Annotated in this window: 15 protein-coding genes; 13 read left to right on the forward strand and 2 right to left on the reverse strand. The window is 35.3% G+C overall.

All coding sequences use genetic code 11. The features are described 5' to 3' along the window. Window positions 1-31: 31 nt before the first annotated feature. From leuS to ACF3N8_RS06760, 5 genes are all read left to right on the forward strand, one after another. The gene (gene leuS / locus ACF3N8_RS06740; protein WP_238093294.1) at window positions 32-2,449 is read left to right on the forward strand and encodes a leucine--tRNA ligase; all 2,418 of its coding nucleotides are present in this window, start codon (window positions 32-34) and stop codon (window positions 2,447-2,449) included. Between the two features lie 18 nt (window positions 2,450-2,467). Beyond that, window positions 2,468-2,779 carry a rhodanese-like domain-containing protein gene (locus tag ACF3N8_RS06745; protein WP_009381983.1) on the forward strand — a complete coding sequence of 104 codons (312 nt, stop codon included), beginning with the start codon at window positions 2,468-2,470 and terminating at the stop codon, window positions 2,777-2,779. 300 nt (window positions 2,780-3,079) lie between these two features. Next, window positions 3,080-4,354, forward strand: coding sequence for a putative Ig domain-containing protein (locus ACF3N8_RS06750; RefSeq protein ID WP_238100967.1), 1,275 nt, complete (start codon window positions 3,080-3,082; stop codon window positions 4,352-4,354). 121 nt (window positions 4,355-4,475) lie between these two features. Further along, on the forward strand, window positions 4,476-6,326 hold the full coding sequence (locus ACF3N8_RS06755; RefSeq protein WP_392449773.1) for a Rib/alpha-like domain-containing protein: 1,851 nt from the start codon (window positions 4,476-4,478) through the stop codon (window positions 6,324-6,326). A gap of 341 nt (window positions 6,327-6,667) precedes the next feature. Next, entirely contained in the window at window positions 6,668-7,846 is a 1,179-nt protein-coding gene (locus tag ACF3N8_RS06760) for a DUF418 domain-containing protein (protein ID WP_009381980.1), read from the forward strand. Between the two features lie 45 nt (window positions 7,847-7,891). On the opposite strand, the gene ACF3N8_RS06765 is transcribed toward ACF3N8_RS06760, so the two are convergent. After that, on the reverse strand, window positions 7,892-9,151 hold the full coding sequence (locus ACF3N8_RS06765; protein ID WP_238101835.1) for an NAD(P)/FAD-dependent oxidoreductase: 1,260 nt from the start codon (window positions 9,149-9,151) through the stop codon (window positions 7,892-7,894). A 122-nt stretch (window positions 9,152-9,273) separates the two neighbouring features. Between ACF3N8_RS06765 and ACF3N8_RS06770 the strand changes: the two genes are divergently transcribed. The 8 genes from ACF3N8_RS06770 (at window position 9,274) to ACF3N8_RS06805 (ending at window position 17,468) form a co-directional block, all read left to right on the forward strand. Further along, window positions 9,274-10,908, forward strand: a complete 1,635-nt coding sequence (locus ACF3N8_RS06770) for a polysaccharide biosynthesis protein (protein WP_009381978.1) — start codon at window positions 9,274-9,276, stop codon at window positions 10,906-10,908. Continuing rightward, the gene (locus ACF3N8_RS06775) at window positions 10,908-11,609 is read left to right on the forward strand and encodes a pseudouridine synthase (protein WP_009381977.1); all 702 of its coding nucleotides are present in this window, start codon (window positions 10,908-10,910) and stop codon (window positions 11,607-11,609) included. Before ACF3N8_RS06770 ends, ACF3N8_RS06775 begins: the two co-directional genes overlap by 1 nt. Before the next feature lie 192 nt (window positions 11,610-11,801). Beyond that, the gene (locus tag ACF3N8_RS06780) at window positions 11,802-12,212 is read left to right on the forward strand and encodes a YtxH domain-containing protein (protein ID WP_009381976.1); all 411 of its coding nucleotides are present in this window, start codon (window positions 11,802-11,804) and stop codon (window positions 12,210-12,212) included. A gap of 315 nt (window positions 12,213-12,527) precedes the next feature. Further along, the gene (gene pepV, locus ACF3N8_RS06785) at window positions 12,528-13,937 is read left to right on the forward strand and encodes a dipeptidase PepV (protein WP_009381975.1); all 1,410 of its coding nucleotides are present in this window, start codon (window positions 12,528-12,530) and stop codon (window positions 13,935-13,937) included. A 2-nt stretch (window positions 13,938-13,939) separates the two neighbouring features. Beyond that, the gene (gene dat / locus ACF3N8_RS06790; protein WP_009381974.1) at window positions 13,940-14,788 is read left to right on the forward strand and encodes a D-amino-acid transaminase; all 849 of its coding nucleotides are present in this window, start codon (window positions 13,940-13,942) and stop codon (window positions 14,786-14,788) included. 227 nt (window positions 14,789-15,015) lie between these two features. Beyond that, on the forward strand, window positions 15,016-15,807 hold the full coding sequence (locus ACF3N8_RS06795) for a phosphotransferase family protein (RefSeq protein WP_009381973.1): 792 nt from the start codon (window positions 15,016-15,018) through the stop codon (window positions 15,805-15,807). Between the two features lie 12 nt (window positions 15,808-15,819). Then, a complete protein-coding gene (gene trmB, locus ACF3N8_RS06800) occupies window positions 15,820-16,461 on the forward strand; it encodes a tRNA (guanosine(46)-N7)-methyltransferase TrmB (RefSeq protein ID WP_009381972.1) in 642 nt (213 codons plus the stop codon). Between the two features lie 173 nt (window positions 16,462-16,634). Then, window positions 16,635-17,468 (forward strand): MBL fold metallo-hydrolase, encoded by an 834-nt coding sequence (locus tag ACF3N8_RS06805; protein WP_392449774.1) that lies wholly within the window; start codon window positions 16,635-16,637, stop codon window positions 17,466-17,468. 50 nt (window positions 17,469-17,518) lie between these two features. Here ACF3N8_RS06805 and ACF3N8_RS06810 read toward each other — a convergent pair whose 3' ends face one another. After that, the gene (locus ACF3N8_RS06810; RefSeq protein ID WP_009381970.1) at window positions 17,519-17,836 is read right to left on the reverse strand and encodes a hypothetical protein; all 318 of its coding nucleotides are present in this window, start codon (window positions 17,834-17,836) and stop codon (window positions 17,519-17,521) included. Window positions 17,837-17,841: the final 5 nt, after the last annotated feature.

Below are 17,841 nucleotides of genomic sequence, written 5' to 3' on the forward strand. Positions count from 1 at the left end.
GAGGTGATTTTTTTATTGAATAGGAGGACAAGTGGTGAATTACAACCATAATGAAATTGAAAAGAAATGGCAAGACTATTGGGAAAAGCATCAAACTTTCAAAGCGGAAGATAACTTAGGTCAAAAGAAATTTTATGCCTTAGATATGTTCCCTTATCCATCAGGTGCTGGATTACACGTTGGACATCCTGAAGGTTACACAGCGACAGATATCGTTTCAAGATATAAACGTATGCAAGGCTATAACGTGTTACATCCTATGGGTTGGGATGCATTTGGTTTACCAGCTGAACAATATGCGCTAGATACTGGTAACGATCCAAGTGAATTTACGAAAGAAAATATTAAAACGTTTAAGCGTCAAATCCAAGAGCTAGGTTTTAGTTATGATTGGAGTCGTGAAGTAAGTACCACTGATCCTAACTACTATAAATGGACGCAATGGATTTTCATCCAACTTTATAAAAAAGGTTTAGCCTACGTAGACGAGATTCCAGTTAACTGGTGTCCAGAACTTGGTACAGTGTTATCTAACGAGGAAGTCATTGATGGCGTTTCTGAGCGAGGCGGTCATCCTGTAATTCGTCGTCCAATGAAACAATGGGTACTTAAAATTACAGAATACGCTGACCGTTTACTTGAAGATTTAGAAGATCTTGATTGGCCAGAATCTATTAAAGATATGCAACGTAATTGGATTGGTCGTTCTGAAGGTGCGAAAGTCGTATATGATGTAGATGGCCATGATGAAAATATTGAAGTCTTTACGACACGTCCTGATACGATTTATGGTGCATCATTCTTAGTATTAAGTCCTGAACATCAACTTGTAAATAAAATTACGAGTGAAGATCAAATGGATAAAGTACAAGCGTACCGTGATGAAGCGGCTAAAAAATCAGATTTAGAACGTACGGATTTAGCTAAAGAGAAGACTGGCGTCTTTACTGGTGCTTATGGTATTAATCCACTATCTGGTGAGAAGTTACCTATTTGGATTGCTGATTATGTATTAGCGTCATATGGTACAGGCGCTGTAATGGCGGTTCCAGGACATGATGAACGTGACCACGAATTTGCGACAACATTCGACTTACCTATTAAGGAAGTCATTGAAGGTGGAGACGTTTCTAAAGAAGCTTACCAAGGTGATGGTAAACACGTTAACTCTGGTGATTTAGACGGTTTAGAAAATGAAGCGGCTATTTCTAAAGCAATTACTTTACTTGAAGAAAAAGGTAAAGGCGAGAAGAAAGTTAACTATAAATTACGAGATTGGTTATTCAGCCGTCAGCGTTATTGGGGTGAACCAATTCCGATTATCCACTGGGAAGATGGTTCTATGACAACAGTTCCTGAAAATGAATTACCATTGATACTACCTAAGACAGATCATATCGCGCCATCAGGTACAGGTGAGTCACCACTTGCGAACATTGATGAATTTATCAACGTGGAAGATCCTGAAACAGGTATGAAAGGTCGTCGCGAAACAAATACGATGCCACAATGGGCGGGTAGTTGTTGGTACTACCTACGTTTCATCGACCCTGATAATGATGAAATGTTAGCTGATCCTGAAAAACTTAAACACTGGTTACCAGTTGACTTATATATTGGTGGTGTCGAACACGCTGTATTACACTTATTGTATGCACGTTTCTGGCACAAAGTGCTTTATGATATTGGTGTTGTACCTACTAAAGAACCATTCCAAAAATTATTTAACCAAGGTATGATTCTTGGTGAAGGTAACGAGAAAATGAGTAAATCTAAAGGTAACGTTGTAAACCCTGATGATATTATTAAGTCTCATGGTGCAGACACGTTACGTCTTTATGAAATGTTTATGGGTCCTTTAGATGCTTCAATCGCTTGGAGTGAAAAAGGATTAGATGGTTCAAGACGTTTCTTAGACCGTGTATGGCGTCTTTTCGTAAAAGAAGATGGCACACTTTCAGATAAGATTGTTACAAATGGTGGAAAAGAGTTAGAAAAAACGTACCATCAAACAGTTAAAAAAGTAACGTCTGACTTCGATCAACTTCAGTTTAATACGGCAATCAGTCAATTAATGGTGTTCGTGAACGAGGGCAATAAAGCGAACGAAATTAACAAGGATTTCGCTGAAGGTTTCATTAAAATGCTTGCACCAATCGCGCCGCACATTGGTGAAGAAATATGGTCATTACTTGGCCATAGTGAAACAATTGCTTATGAACCATGGCCTTCATTTGATGAAAACTTACTTGTAGATAATGAAGTAGAAATTGTTGTTCAAGTTAATGGTAAAGTCCGTGCGAAATTACAAATTGCCAAAGATCTTTCTAAAGATGATATGGAACAAGTTGCTTTAGAAAATGAGAATGTGAAACAAGCTATAGAGGGTAAAGATATTAAGAAGGTTATTGCAGTTCCTCAAAAACTTGTCAATATTGTAGCAAAATAATAGAAAGGATGTTTATTTATGAAATCTATTACTGCAGATGAACTTAAAGATAAAATCATCAATAACGCTCCAGTTAATATTGTAGATGTACGTGAGGATGAGGAAGTTCAAATGGGTATGATTCCAGATGCTAAGCATATTAAGATGGGTGAGATTCCTGACAACCTAAACGAATTTAATGAAAAGGACACTTATTATATCGTATGTGCTGGCGGTGTGCGTAGTGCTAAAGTCGTTGACTACCTTAACGATAAAGGTATCGATGCTGTTAACGTTGAAGGTGGCATGAAGGCATACGGTGATGAAGGCCTTGAAGTAAAAGGCGTTTAATATTTGATTATATTATAGAGGACACATTGCAAATCATTGCAGTGTGTTCTTTTTTTGGCGTGAATACTGTGGCTTCATTTGTAAAGTTGTTAAATTTTTAGCACAAATAATCATTTCTAAAATAAATGCTTGATTTATTTCATAACATAATATACTATTGTTATATAATTTGATTGCGGTGAAAATTAATTTCGATACGTATTTAATTTCTATAGCCATTCATCCCTTTATACTGCTGTAAATCAATTTTTACGCATCAGTTATACCTAGAATCAACATCTTAAGAGTGAGGAGATCAACATGAAAGGTAAACAAAACATTAACACTTTTGGAATTCGTAAGTACAAAATCGGCACTTTCTCAACTGTATTAGCGTCAGTATTATTTATTGGAGGATTAGGTGTGGCTAACGATGCACAAGCGGCAGAAGATAACCCTACTGTTAAACAAACGGATACTGAAAAACCAGTCGTACAAGCTATTGGTGAGCAAACTGGTAAAGTGGGAGAAGATCTTAAACCAATTAACGTTGTAGCTACAGACAATGTAGGGGTTGAAGGCATTGCAGTAAGTGGTCTACCAAGTGGTGTCGTTTATAACAATGAAAATGCTACGATCATAGGTACACCAGTAGTTCAAGGTGATTTCACGGTTTCTGTCGAGGTGAATGATAAAGCTGGTAATAAATCAGATGTTCACCAATTTCTTTTAAAGGTTGCTCCAGAAAGTAAGAGTGTATCTAAACTTGCTGATATTCCATTTATGAAAGTTAACAAAGGTGAGCCAATTAAGTTAGTAAACATTTATAAAGAAGGCGTAAATCTTAAAAAGATTCTATCTGCTAAAGTAACAGGTTTACCTAAAGGTGTGACGTTTACTGAAGCTACAGGCATCATTGAAGGTACACCAACTGAAGAAGGTTTATTTACAGTACAAGTAACTGCGTCTTTAACTAAGGATAGATTGCAAGGTAAATCATTCTTAATCCAAGTCGGAGATGGTAAAATTGACGCGCCTAAAATTACAGATGTCGTTTTCAAAGATAAAGAAGGACTTGCTGATATAGCTGTTTCAGGAGTACCTGAAGCTTATGTAGTTATCTTCAATCAGGATGACGTCGTAATTGCCGAAGGTTTACTAGATACAGAAGGCAAAGCTAAGTTTGAAGTTACTTTACTCGGAAATGACAAAGAAATTACAGCCGTTACTTACGATAAGGATGGCTTAGAATCTAAACCATCTACAGCTGTTAAAGTAGACAAAGAAAAACTTATGAAGTATGACGACATCGAAGACGGTACGTTCAAAGATATGAAAGACTCTACAAGAACAGACAGTATTTACGAAGCACAAGTTAAAAAAGAAGCTCAGTCTGGTAAAGGTTCTGTAACAGATAAATCGACTAAAGAAGCTAAGAAAGAATCTAAAGACATGAAGAAAGATTCTAAAGAAGAAAAAGCTAAGAAAATGTTACCTAAGACAGGTTTAGAAACTTCTTCAAATGCTACGGTATTTGGAATTGCAGCTTTAGTAGCGGGTGCAGTATTTTTATCTAAACGTCGTAAAGAGAACTAATCCATACACTTTAAAGCTAGAGGGTCTATGTTAGCCTTCTAGCTTTTTTATTAAGCACGTACATCCTAATCCAACTAAGGGATATGTATGTACGACTAAGGATGTGGTAGCTATAAACAACATGAAACCATTGAATGAATCTATAAAAATACATTATTCAAATCCTTTGCCAGTAGGGAGTTTACACCATTTTCAAGAACATGATTTAGACCACGTTCTTGCCTGTTTTAAACATGCTAATCCGCATTTTCTTAATGGAACCAAAACTGTCATTTCTGAGAAGGGTATTATTACGATAACGTTTCCTGACTTCTCTACAATAACAATTAGTGCTGAGAAATTATTTATCAAGAAGACACATGCTGAATTAGTTCATCTTAATATGCCTACAGAAGTAAAAGTGCAAAATATTAATTATCTGTCTCAAGAAGAACGTAACATGGTTCACACAGCTTTCTTAAGTCGAAATGAACACCTGCCAGAAGGCTCTACAGTTTATGTTGAACGAGATGGCTCATTATTAGTTAAATTTAAAGATATGTCTTATAAGTATTTAAAGAATAAGAGCTATATTAAAGCCATTACTATGGCGGAGTCGATAGATTTTACTTTTCCAGAAGTATTAAAAGTAGAAGATATTAATCACTTATCTGTAAAAGATATTGATGATGTTAGAGCGCGATTTATTGAGGAGAACCCTCATTTACTTCATAAGGGTGAATTCATCTTTCATATGAACGGTAATTTAAGTATTAAGTTCCATGACCAATCGACTATCAATTTAGGGCATCAAAGACTGTTCAAAGCTAAATCGATAGCGGAAATGACGACGATCCGAATACCTTCTAAGATAAAAGTTAAGCAACTAGGGGATCTTTCGCTTCAAGAAAAACATGACATCTTGCATCATTTCTTAGCGTTAAATCATCATTTAGATGAAAGTCAGGTTATCGTAGAAGTTGATGGTAGTATTACGGTTTCGTTTAATGATGATTCAATATTAAATATTGAGCATAATAAGTTAATTCAAGCGATGACGTTAGCTGAAAGTACGCCACTCAAAATACCAACAAAAACAATCGTTGATAATTTAGAAATTCTAACGGTTAGCGAACAGCAGCAAGTAGTAAAACACTTTTTATCTGAGAATCCTGAATTACGTCATAAAGCTACTTTAGAAATAGATGACGATTTGAACTTAAACATTCAATATCATGATGATTCCATGACGACGATTAATAAATCTTTGCTTATTAAGGAAGGGCTTTTAAGTGAGAAAATAAAAATTAAATTTGAAGATCATATCACATCTCATATAAGTAATGAGCTTGATGTGAGATGGTTTATATTTAATTCTGAGGTCTTGACTTATGGTACTGAAGCTCGCATTAATAACGTGGTTGATGTAACGACGCCAGGTGATAAATTGGTTGAAGTAAAAGTTGTATTTCCAGATCATAGTGAACGCTATCATAAAGCGACAGTTACCATCATACCTTACAATAAGATTTATCACATCTTGAAACCAGAACGGTCATACTTAGTTCAATCTCGCTCGTCATTAAAACAAGATGAAATCAATCGTATTCTTAAAGATGTGGCTTATTTAAATCCCTACTTACCTCAGGGCACGACCTTTGACTTCAAAGATGATTTAAAGGTTGTTGTAAATTATCCAGATTGCTCGATAGATAAAATAGACGTTTCAGAACTCATTCAAGAACCAGAGTCTAAGACCTATTTAAAACCGATTTTTAAAGAGGGGATGATGCTTTATCAAGGTGATAGATTAAAGATTGAAGATGTCGTTGAAAATTTTAAGACATTTAATGATCGTTATCATTTTGAATTCTTGGTAGATACAGAAACAATGGCTATTGGTCTTCACTGTCTAGGTATTGATGTAACCTTTCCAAATGGTAGCGTTGAGACACATTATATATACGTTAAAGTTTTACCATTCGATCGTTAATCGTGAATTGGTCAATTCATTACGCCCAAATGTATTAAATAGCTTTATTAAGTGCAGTGCATCAGCACGCATTTAATAAGGCTTTTTTTTGTTTTGTGCAATGTTTTATTTTGGAAAAAAAGGAACAAAATATTATTAGCATGTAAGTGTTAGTATTTGAACTTAACAAAATCTTCATATTCAGTATAGAAAGCCTAAAAGTTAGCGTGTTAGAGTGATTGGAGGAAGATTTAATTTCAAATACACATACATAGCCCAAATATTTTTTTTATTTAAATATTTGAAATTTCCAACATATTACAACTGAATAATAAAATCTTTTGTGAAAGAGGAGAAAAGCCTTGACTACTTCTGAAAAGAACTTAAAGAAAAACAAGCGCATTCATGGGCTTGATTTAGCAAGAGGTACCATGTTGCTTTTTATCATACTTGCGCATGTTCCTATTTATGTTTTAAATCCATATGCTATAGGTTTAGCAGCTAACCACAATGTGGTTGAAAATTTCGTTGATTTATTTATGTATGCATTTGTTACAAACCGTTCGCGAAATTTATTTGCTTGCTTATTTGGTTATGGTTTAATTCTAAGTTACAACAAAAGGCATAAAGACCGATTAGATGGTCATATGCTTAATGCGAAAGGTATCCAAATTAGATCGTACATCCTAATTGTAATGGGTATTTTATTAATCACTTTCGTTGGTGGTCTAGATATTTTAATGTCTTACGGAATCGCTGGTTTAATCTTACTTGGTGTATTAAAAATGAGTCCGAAACAAATTAAGAAATTAATTATTTGGACAACTGTTATATCAGCGATTTATGTACCTATCATTTGGAGTTTCTACGTTCATCTAGCAGGAAACTTTAAATTAAATATTGATTTCGCACCAGAAGATACATATTTCACAACATTTGGTATGCGTTTATTAGCAGTACCAATGACTCCGATTGTTATTCATGTTTTATTACCAGTCATTCCACCGATTTTAATAGGGATGTGGATGGCTAAAGAAAAATTATTAGTTTACTCTAAAGAGAACCAATCACGTCTTAAAAAGTACATGCTTATCGGTTTAGCGATTACTGTTATAGGTGCTTTACCACTGGTATTTGTTGAGCGCGCTACAGATTCTAGTTTATATTATGTTGGTTTCTTATTTGGACTCCAAGTCGTAACGGGTTATGCGTGTGGGTTATTCTTTATTTCATTATTCGGACTTATAGGTCCTAAGGTGAATATGTCTAAAGTTATCCCAACTGCAATCGCAGCCATGGGTAAACGTTCTCTAACGTTCTATATCTTACATGAAACGATTATCGTTATTTTACTATCACCTCTAGGCTTAAACTTAAGCCAATACTTAAATAAAATCACGCTATTACCTTTTAGCTTTTTAATGTGGTGTTGTACAATTGCACTCGCTTACTTTATGGAGAAAAAGGGTATCAAAGGTCCATTTGAAACATTTACGCGTAAACTCATGAAGAAGGGCGTCGACAAATATAAGCAAGCATAAAAAGAAGGGTCTGCGACTTAAACTTAAGTCACTGACCCTTTTCATTTAATCTTCATATAAACCTGCGAAATAACCGGCTACATGACCAGTCACGAGCGCATTCGTAATATTATAGCCGCCTGTGTAACCATGAATATCTAATACTTCACCACATAAGAATAAGCCAGGTGTGATTTTAGACATCATCGTATGAGGTTCAATTTCTTTAATTGAAACACCACCGCCAGTTACAAAGGCTTTTTCAATAGATAAGGTACCATTCACTGTAAAGGTAAAGCCCTTAAACATTTTCGAAAGGTCCTCGATTTTACGAGGGGAAAGGTGATGGTACGTAGTATTTGGATCAATATCAGCTTGCTCGAGCATAAACATTAAATAGCGTTCTTCGATAAATCCTTTAAGGCTATTTTTAATGTATTTGTCTTTATCATTCTTAAGGCGTTTCGTAATTTCTTCTTGTAATTGACCAAGGTTCATTTCTGGAAAAGCATCGATCTGCATATTAATGTCTTGTTTCTTTTGATTCTTTTGTTCCTTATAAACAAACTGGCTACATCTTAATGCAGCGGGACCACTAATTCCAAAGTGTGTAAAAATCATATCCATTTGATGTGTGATTCGCTTTTTACCATTTTTCTTGAGGACGGATACGCCAACATCTTTGAGACTTAATCCTTTAAGACGTTTGTCTTTAATAAAAGGCTCGCTCGATGTTATCGGCACTTCAGTTGGGAAAAGCTCAGTAATCGTATGACCAAGTGATTGAGCAAATTGATAACCATCACCAGTTGAACCGGTATGGGGGACACTGGTACCACCAGTTGCTATAATGACAGTGCGACATTCGAATAACTGACCATCTATAGTTTCTATACCTTGGATTTGACCTTCATGGTGTTTTATTTTCGCAACGGTGCATTCTTCAATCACTTCAACATTTTGAAGCTTTAGAGTTTGAATCAGCGTATCTACAACATCTTGAGATTTGTTTGAAACTGGAAACATACGACCATGATCTTCTTCTTTTAGCTTTACACCACGAGATTCGAAAAAGTCGATGATTGAATGATTGTCAAAAATGGAAAAGGGACTATAGAGAAACTTTCCATTTCCAGGGATATGGCGAATAATTTCATCATAAGGTAAACGATTGGTTACGTTGCAACGACCACCACCAGAAATTTTCAGTTTACGACCAAGTCCTTTTTTCTTTTCTAAAAGCAAGACACTTTGACCGCTTGAACTTGCAGCTATAGCTGCCATAAGTCCACTGGGTCCGCCACCTATGACTATAGTTTGATACATTTTTTGTCCTCCATTCTATATAATGTTATTTTATAGTAATGTGATATGGAAAAAAAGTAGTATCTAAATACATATCGGTGTTATGATTAAATAAAATATAAAATTGAGGTAGGAAGATAACTATGAGTGAAAGCAAAGAATTAGTAAGAGGAACGTTTTTATTAACGTTTAGTGTACTGATTACCAAGTTACTAGGTGTGTTCTTCATTATTCCATTCTACGCCATCATGGGTGATGAAAAGAACTTAGCGCCTTTTAACTATGCCTATGCACCATACAATATCGCAATAGCCGTAGCGACGGCAGGTGTGCCACTTGCTGCATCAAAATACGTCGCGAAGTATAATGCGCTCGGTGCTTATAAGGTTAGTGAAAAATTATATCGATCAAGTTTTATTGTGATGAGTATTACAGGTATTTTAGGATTTCTAATACTCTTTTTCTTATCTCCAACTATCGCAGGTGTTACTTTAGCAAGTGGTTCTAAAGGTGAAGGTGGTTGGACAGTTGAAGATATCACTTGGATTATCCGTATTATTAGTTTTGTTGTTATTTTCATACCTTTACTTGCGACGTGGAGAGGTGTGTTCCAAGGTTATCAATCAATGGGACCAACAGCAGTTTCAGAAGTAACTGAACAAATTGCGCGTATTGCTTTTATATTAGGTGGTAGTTATCTTGTATTAAAAGTATTTAATGGTTCATTATTATTAGCTAACGGTATCGCAACTTTTGCAGCAGCTATAGGTGCCATTGTCGGTTTACTTACTTTATGGTGGTACTGGCGTAAGCGTAAACCATTTATGCAAGAAATGATTCAACAAGATAAAACTGATATACATGTACCATATACAAACATGTATAAGGAATTAATCGCTTATAGTATTCCTTTTGTTATTGTAAGTTTAAATTTTCCACTGTTTAATATCGTCGACCAGTTCACACATAACAAAGCTTTAAGTATGGTTAATGTCGACAGGGAAGTTCAAGATAGTTTATTTACGATGTTAAATATGACGACTAATAAAATCGTTATGATACCTACGTCACTAGCTGCAGGGTTTGCAATCAGCTTAATTCCATACATAACGAAAACGTATGAACGTGGTAATCATGTTGAAATGCATAATCAAATTCGTACGGCATTAGGTGTCTTAATGTTTATCACGGTGCCAGCAAGTTTAGGCATTATGGCATTATCAACACCGCTTTACACAGCATTCTACGAATACCGTTTTGATGGTATCGTACTCTTATTCTTATATGCACCTGTAGCTATATTAATCTCATTATTAAGTGTTACGGCATCTATGCTTCAAGGTATTAACAAGCAAAAACGTACAGTGTTTATTATTATTGGTGCAGTACTACTTAAATTGTTATTAAATATTCCATTAATTATGTTATTCCATACAGCAGGTGCCATCCTAAGTACTTCAATTGCTTTACTCGCAGCCATCATTTGTAACTTTGCGATTCTGAAACGTCATGCTGGCTTTAACTTTGAAGAAACGTGGATGCAGTTTAGTAAAATCTTTATTTATGGCTTTTTAATGATGTTAGGTGTAGAGTTAGCATACTTCCTACTTAAATTTATAATTGATCCTAAGACAACAATTGGTGCCATGATTATGTTAGCAATTTGTGTCCCAGTTGGTGGACTTATCTACGGTATCATTACAATGAAGACTGGACTTGCAGATAAGTTCTTAGGTGATATACCAAATAAAATTAGAAGAAAAGTTAGGTTTTTATAATGCGAATTGATAAATTTTTAGGCAACATGGGTATTGGCACACGAAGTGAAGTTAAACAATTCATTAAAAAAGGGCTTGTTAAGTTAAATGGTGACAAAGTTAAAACGCCCAAAACGCAAGTCCGACCTGAACAAGATGATATACGTGTTAACGATGAAAGGGTTCTTTACGAACCCTTTGTTTATATCATGCTTCATAAACCAAAGGGCTATGTGTCCGCAACTGAAGATGATGTACATCCAACCGTTATTGATTTAATTCCTGAATATCAGCATTTGGATATTTTTCCAGTAGGTCGACTTGATAAAGATACTACTGGATTATTGTTTATTACAAATGACGGTAAGTTTAACCATCATCTAATGAATCCAAAGCAACATGTTGAAAAAGTATACAAAGTTGAAGCGGCACAACCTGTTCGTGATCAAGACGTGGAGGCTTTTAAAGCAGGGATCACGTTAAAGGAAGGTAAGCTTAAGCCTGCTAAATTAACAATAGGTGACGATTCTAATTTAGCTTATGTCACGCTTACTGAAGGTAAGTATCATCAAGTTAAACGCATGTTTCACGCTATAGACAATGAAGTAGAAGCATTACATCGTGAGCGAATAGGTGAACTCGAACTCGATGCATCGCTTGAAGAAGGTGCATACCGTAAGCTTACTGATAAAGAAATGAATCTACTAAATTACAAAATTTAAGGAACATTAAAAAAGATGTCAATCAAGTTACAATCTCTAAATACGCGTTTATGGACACGTAATTAGGTGTAAGTATAAGTAATGTAAATGTGAACGATGTGCACACGGTTTTTAAGCTCATTTGAAGTATGAAGTGTGTTTAAATTATATTTAGTAGGGTATTACATTTATAAATTAACAGAGGTGATTATAATGGCTAAGAAAAATACAAACTTATTAGGTTTATTAATTGGAGTAGGTGGCGCAGTAGCTGCTACAGTACTTTCTAAAAAAGAAAACAGAGACATGTTAAAAAACGAATATAATAAATACAAAGAAAATCCAGAAAGCTATAAACAAGATGCTAAGAAGAAAGCAACTGACTTAAGCTCTAAAGCTACAGAAGAATTTAACCGTGTTAAACAAGACCCTAAAACGTATATGGAAGAAGTTAAGAAAGATCCTAAAGCTTTTGTGAACCAAAAGAAAGGTGAATTCACTCAAGCAACTAAGAAACAAGAAACGACTGAAGAACGTACTGGTCAATTTGTAGATGAAGGTGGCGGCGACCCATCTAAGAATTTACATGTTGTAACTGAAGAAGAACTAAAAAACAAGAAGTAACTCTAACTTAAAATAACGTTAATACACATTTAACGTACCTATTATATGAAGAGGGCAATTTTATGCCCTCTTTTTTATTCGAAAAGAAGTGCTAAATTCAATCTTGAAGGGGTATAAGAGCGAGACTAAAACTAGGTAAATTCGCTTATAAAAGCGTGTACAATTCATTTTGAGGTCAAGAAAGCTTGATATGACAAACCTTTGTTACAATATACGAAATTTTAAAAAAATTAACACTCATCTCACTGTAGTTTATCCAAAATTTGATGTAAAATATAAAACATAATGACTAATTAAGAAAGAAGTTGATCACCAATGTGGAGAGACAAAGTTAAGGAATATGAAAGTCAAATTATAGAAGACCTAAACGGATTATTAGAGATAAAAAGTGTACGTGAGGATTCTAAAAGCGACGCATCGAATCCCGTTGGACCAGGACCTAAAGAAGCTTTAAATTACATGTACAAGCTTGCTGAACGTGATGGTTTTGATACATATGATGTCGACAATATTGCAGGTCGCATCGAAGTTGGTTCTGGTGATGATTTATTCGGTATTTTATGTCACGTTGATGTCGTACCAGCTGGTGATGATTGGGATCAAGACCCGTTCAAACCTGTCGTTACTAACGACCGTATTATTGCGCGTGGTACGCTTGATGACAAAGGGCCAACAATTGCTGCCTATTATGCCGTTAAAATCTTAAACGATATGAACGTTAATTGGAAGAAACGTTTACATATTATTATTGGTACTGATGAAGAATCAGATTGGTTATGTACAGATAGATACTTTAATACTGAAGAAATGCCTCAACTAGGCTTCGCTCCTGATGCTGAGTTCCCACTTATTCATGGTGAAAAGGGCATCACGACATTTGATTTAATTCAGGAAAAGTCTTTTGAAGATGAAGACGAACCAGAATTCGAATTAAAATCATTTAAATCAGGTGAACGCTATAACATGGTACCTGATGTAGCCATTGCGCATTTACTTGTAAAAGAGAATATGACAGACTGCATCCAACGTTTCGAATCATTCTTAAATGATTATCAGCTTGAAGGCGAAACGCTCATTGACAATGGTATCTTAGAACTCAAAGTCTATGGTAAAGCTGTACACGGTATGGATCCATCTATTGGTGTAAATGCTGGATTACATTTAATGCATTTCTTAAGCGGCTTGAATTTAGATCAAACAGCTTTAAATATGGTTAACTTCAGTGAAAAGTACCTCTATCAATCAGACTTTGGTGAGAAGATGGGTATGAAGTTCCATAGTGAAGTTATGGGTGACGTAACAACTAATATTGGTACAATGCAGTATGACAAAAATAAAAAAGCACGTTTTGGAGTTAACCTTCGATTCCCTGAAGGATTTGATTTTGACGCGGCTATCAAACAATTCGAAGATGAAATTAAGCCATTAGGTTATGCTATTGAAGTTAAGAAAGTGCAACAACCGCATTATGTAGACAAAAACGACCCGTTTGTGAACCAATTACTGTCAGCTTATCGTAACCAAACTGGAGATATGTCTGAACCATTCACAATTGGCGGCGGTACGTATGCACGTAATTTAGATAAAGGTGTTGCATTTGGTGCAATGTTCGAAGATTCTGAGGACTTAATGCATCAAAAGGGTGAATATATTACGAAGAAACAATTATTTGACGCTACAAGTATTTATTTAGAAGCAATACATGCAGTATGTGTGGAGGACTAAGTATGGCTAAAGTTCTTATTAACGAACAATTAATCGATGAACAAGACGCTAAAGTATCTTACGAAGACCGTGGCTATGTATTTGGAGACGGCGTTTATGAATATATCCGCGTTTATGACAATAAGTTATTTACGGTAAAAGAGCATTTTGAACGCTTTTTAAGAAGTGCAACTGAAATTGGGTTAGATTTGGAATATTCTGTTGATGCCTTAATCGAATTATGTCGTGAACTTGTTGCTTGTAATGACATCAAAAATGGTGGTGTTTATATTCAAGCGACAAGAGGTGTTGCGCCTAGAGACCATGCATTTCCTAATAGTGATGTAAAACCTGTTATCATGGCTTTCACTAAGTCATATGATCGACCTTATCAAGATTTAGAAAATGGTATCAACGCCATTACTACTGAAGATATTAGATGGTTACGTTGTGATATTAAAAGTTTGAATTTGTTAGGAAACGTGTTAGCTAAAGAAGCAGCTGTAAAATATAACGCTAAAGAAGCCATTCAACATCGTGGAGACACTGTGACAGAAGGTGCTTCAACGAATGTATTAGTAGTTAAAGATGGCAAAATATATACGCATCCTGTAAACAACTATATCTTAAATGGTATTACAAGACGTGTCATCAAATGGGTAGCTGAAGATGAAGGTATCCCGTTTGTTGAAGAAGCTATCACTACAGACTTCTTAAAAGAAGCGGACGAAGTGATCGTTTCAAGTACTTCAGTAGAAGTGATGCCTGTTATTAAAGTAGACGGTGAAAGCGTTAATGATGGCAAAGTAGGCCCGATTACGAAGCAATTACAAGAAGGTTTCGACCGTTATATTCGTTCACACAGCATTTAAATTTTTCGTTCAAAAAATTATTTATTAAAGAGCCTGTTAATCTGTTCATTTTAAGAAAAATGACACTTTTAGTTTCTGATTTTTGGTTGAAAAGAAACCCCAAAAATTATAAAATCGTAATTAAGTCTTTAAAAGTGAACGGATTAAATAACTATAGAAAATTTTGAAATATGGCTCTTGAATCTTATTTCTAGAGCCATTTTCTATTGGAAAGCGAGGTGAACGAGTTGGAGCAGTTTTATCAGCTGGGATGGACATTAGATTCAGCAGGGGGTGCTTCTGGAGAAGCATATATGGCTGAACAAAATGGGCAAAAGTTATTTTTAAAACGTAATTCTAACCCATTTATCGCTGCGTTATCAGCAGAGGATATCGTACCAAAACTAGTTTGGACGAAACGTATTGAAACAGGTGAAGTTGTTACAGCACAACATTGGAAAAATGGTCGCGAACTTGAGTCTCATGAAATGAAACAACCTCGTGTGGCACGACTTTTAAAACGTATTCATCAATCTAAAACGTTACTCAACATGTTAAAACGTATGGAAATGGAACCTATTACACCGCATATTATGTTACGTAAGATTAATGCTTCTTTATCAAGAGATGTCTTAACACATCACATTATTCGTAAAGCACTCACGTATTTAGAAGATAATAAACCAGAACTTGATAAAGGATTCTTTACTGTTGTACATGGCGACGTGAATCACAACAACTGGTTACTTTCTGATCAAGATGAACTTTATTTAGTCGATTGGGAAGGCGCTATGATTGCTGATCCAGCTATCGATATTGGTATGCTGCTTTACAACTACGTTCATGAATCACAATGGGAAGCATGGTTTGAGACATACGGCGTTGATGCATCGTTAAATCTTCAAAAGAGAATGAAGTGGTATACGGTCATTCAATCCATCGGTATGGTTCAATGGTATGAGGAACAAAAACGTTTTAAAGATATGAATACTTGGCTTCAATTTTTAGACGACGTCATGAAGCGTAACGTATTTATTTAAGGAGAAGTTTCAATGAGAATGCGAAATAAGCCTTGGGCGCTTGATTATTTAAATGAGCACAGTGACATTGTAGATACAGATGGTCAACGTGTCGGTCAAATCGGTGAATGGTTTGATGACGATAAACCGATTCACATCGAAATCGGTTCAGGTATGGGTAAATTTATTACAACTTTAGCTGAACAAAACCCTGATATTAACTACGTTTCAATCGAACGTGATAAAAACGTGATGATTCGTATACTAGATAAAGTACGTGATAAATCGCTGACAAATATCAAATTGATTTGTAATGACGCCGTTGATTTAAAAGATTACTTTAAGCAACATGAAGTTGAACGTATCTATTTAAACTTTTCAGATCCTTGGCCTAAGAAGAGACATACCAAACGTCGTTTAACATACAAGACATTCCTAGAAATTTACCAATATATTTTAGAAGAAGATGGCGAAATTCATTTCAAGACAGATAATAGAGGTCTATTTTCATATAGTTTAGAAAGCATGTCTCAGTACGGCATGTATTTTACAAAGCTACATTTAAACTTACACGAGGACGAACCAAGTGATAATGTGCATACAGAGTATGAGCAGAAGTTCTCCGATAAAGGTTCACGCATCTATAGAATGGAAGCACGTTTTCATAAGAAGTAAATCGCTACACTTTGAGAGCTAGGACGTTATGTCTTAGCTCTTTTTTACTTTTCATGAAAAGGACTTTAGAAACTAAGCACATTCATTTAGCGTCGTGCGATTTCATAACGATAGACGGCAAAGTTTGTTAAAATGAATGTAATGACAAAGTATTTATCGAAAGGGGATATACGATGAAATTAGGTCAATTTTCGATTAACCCGTTAAATGGGGGCGCTACAATGATGGACGGCGGTGCAATGTTTGGTGTTGTACCAAAGCCGCTTTGGACGAAAAAATATGACGTAAATGACAAAAACCAAGTTCATTTACCTACGCACCCGATTTTAATTCAAACGCCTGATCATAATATTGTGATTGATGCAGGTATGGGTAATGACAAACTTACTGAAAAAGAAATCAAAATTTTCGGTGTTGAGGAAAGTCGTATTCATCAAAGTCTTGAACATTACGGACTCACAGTAGATGACATTGATATTGTTATTATGACTCACTTACACTTTGATCACGCAGTAGGTTTAACAAATACTAACGGAGAACGCATCTTTAAAAATGCGACACATTTCATTCAGCAAGATGAATGGCATGAATTTTTAAGTCCAAATATACGTAGTAAAGCAACATATTGGGAGAAGAATCAAGGAGATTTTAAAGACCACATGATTCTATTCGATCAAGCAATTGAGGTTATCGAAGGTATTCGTCTAGTGCATACAGGCGGCCATAGTTATGGACATAGTATGGTAATGATTGAAAGTGATGGTGAGAAAGCGGTTCATATGGCAGACATTTTTCCAACCGTTGCACATTTAAATCCACTTTGGGTTACCGCTTACGATGATTATCCAATGCAATCGATTCGTGAGAAGGAACGCTTGATTCGTAACTTTATTCAACAAGATTATTGGTTCTTATATTATCATGATGAAAGTTATTTTGCGGCTAAGTTCCAAGTTGACTTTAAGACAGTGAAAGAGGCTATTAAGCGTCAAGACGCGCTCAAATGAATTAACCCTACTTCAAAAGGACTTTTGAAATAGGGAAATTAAGAAGAGCTTTAAATTTCTTTAATGTCGATGAGTTGTCCGCTATAGGCGTCTGCGATGAACTCGTAATGCGTGAGTTTGTTATTAAGTCTAGCTGTGATACCGCCTTGGAAAACTTCATATTCGATGCCGAATTTAGAGTATGTGGAAGGCTGTTTGACGATGTATGATGCTTCAACATCATGAAATGTCGACTTTACTTCTTTAATAATTTTATCAGGATTATACATTTGATAATTCTTTTCACGTAAAAGGATTAAGGAAGTAATTGCACCACCTGCTACAACGACAGATAGACCGGATAATAGCATGATGTTACGTTTAATCATGTTTA

This window comes from Staphylococcus massiliensis, from assembly GCF_043186315.1.
Lineage (GTDB): Bacteria > Bacillota > Bacilli > Staphylococcales > Staphylococcaceae > Staphylococcus > Staphylococcus massiliensis.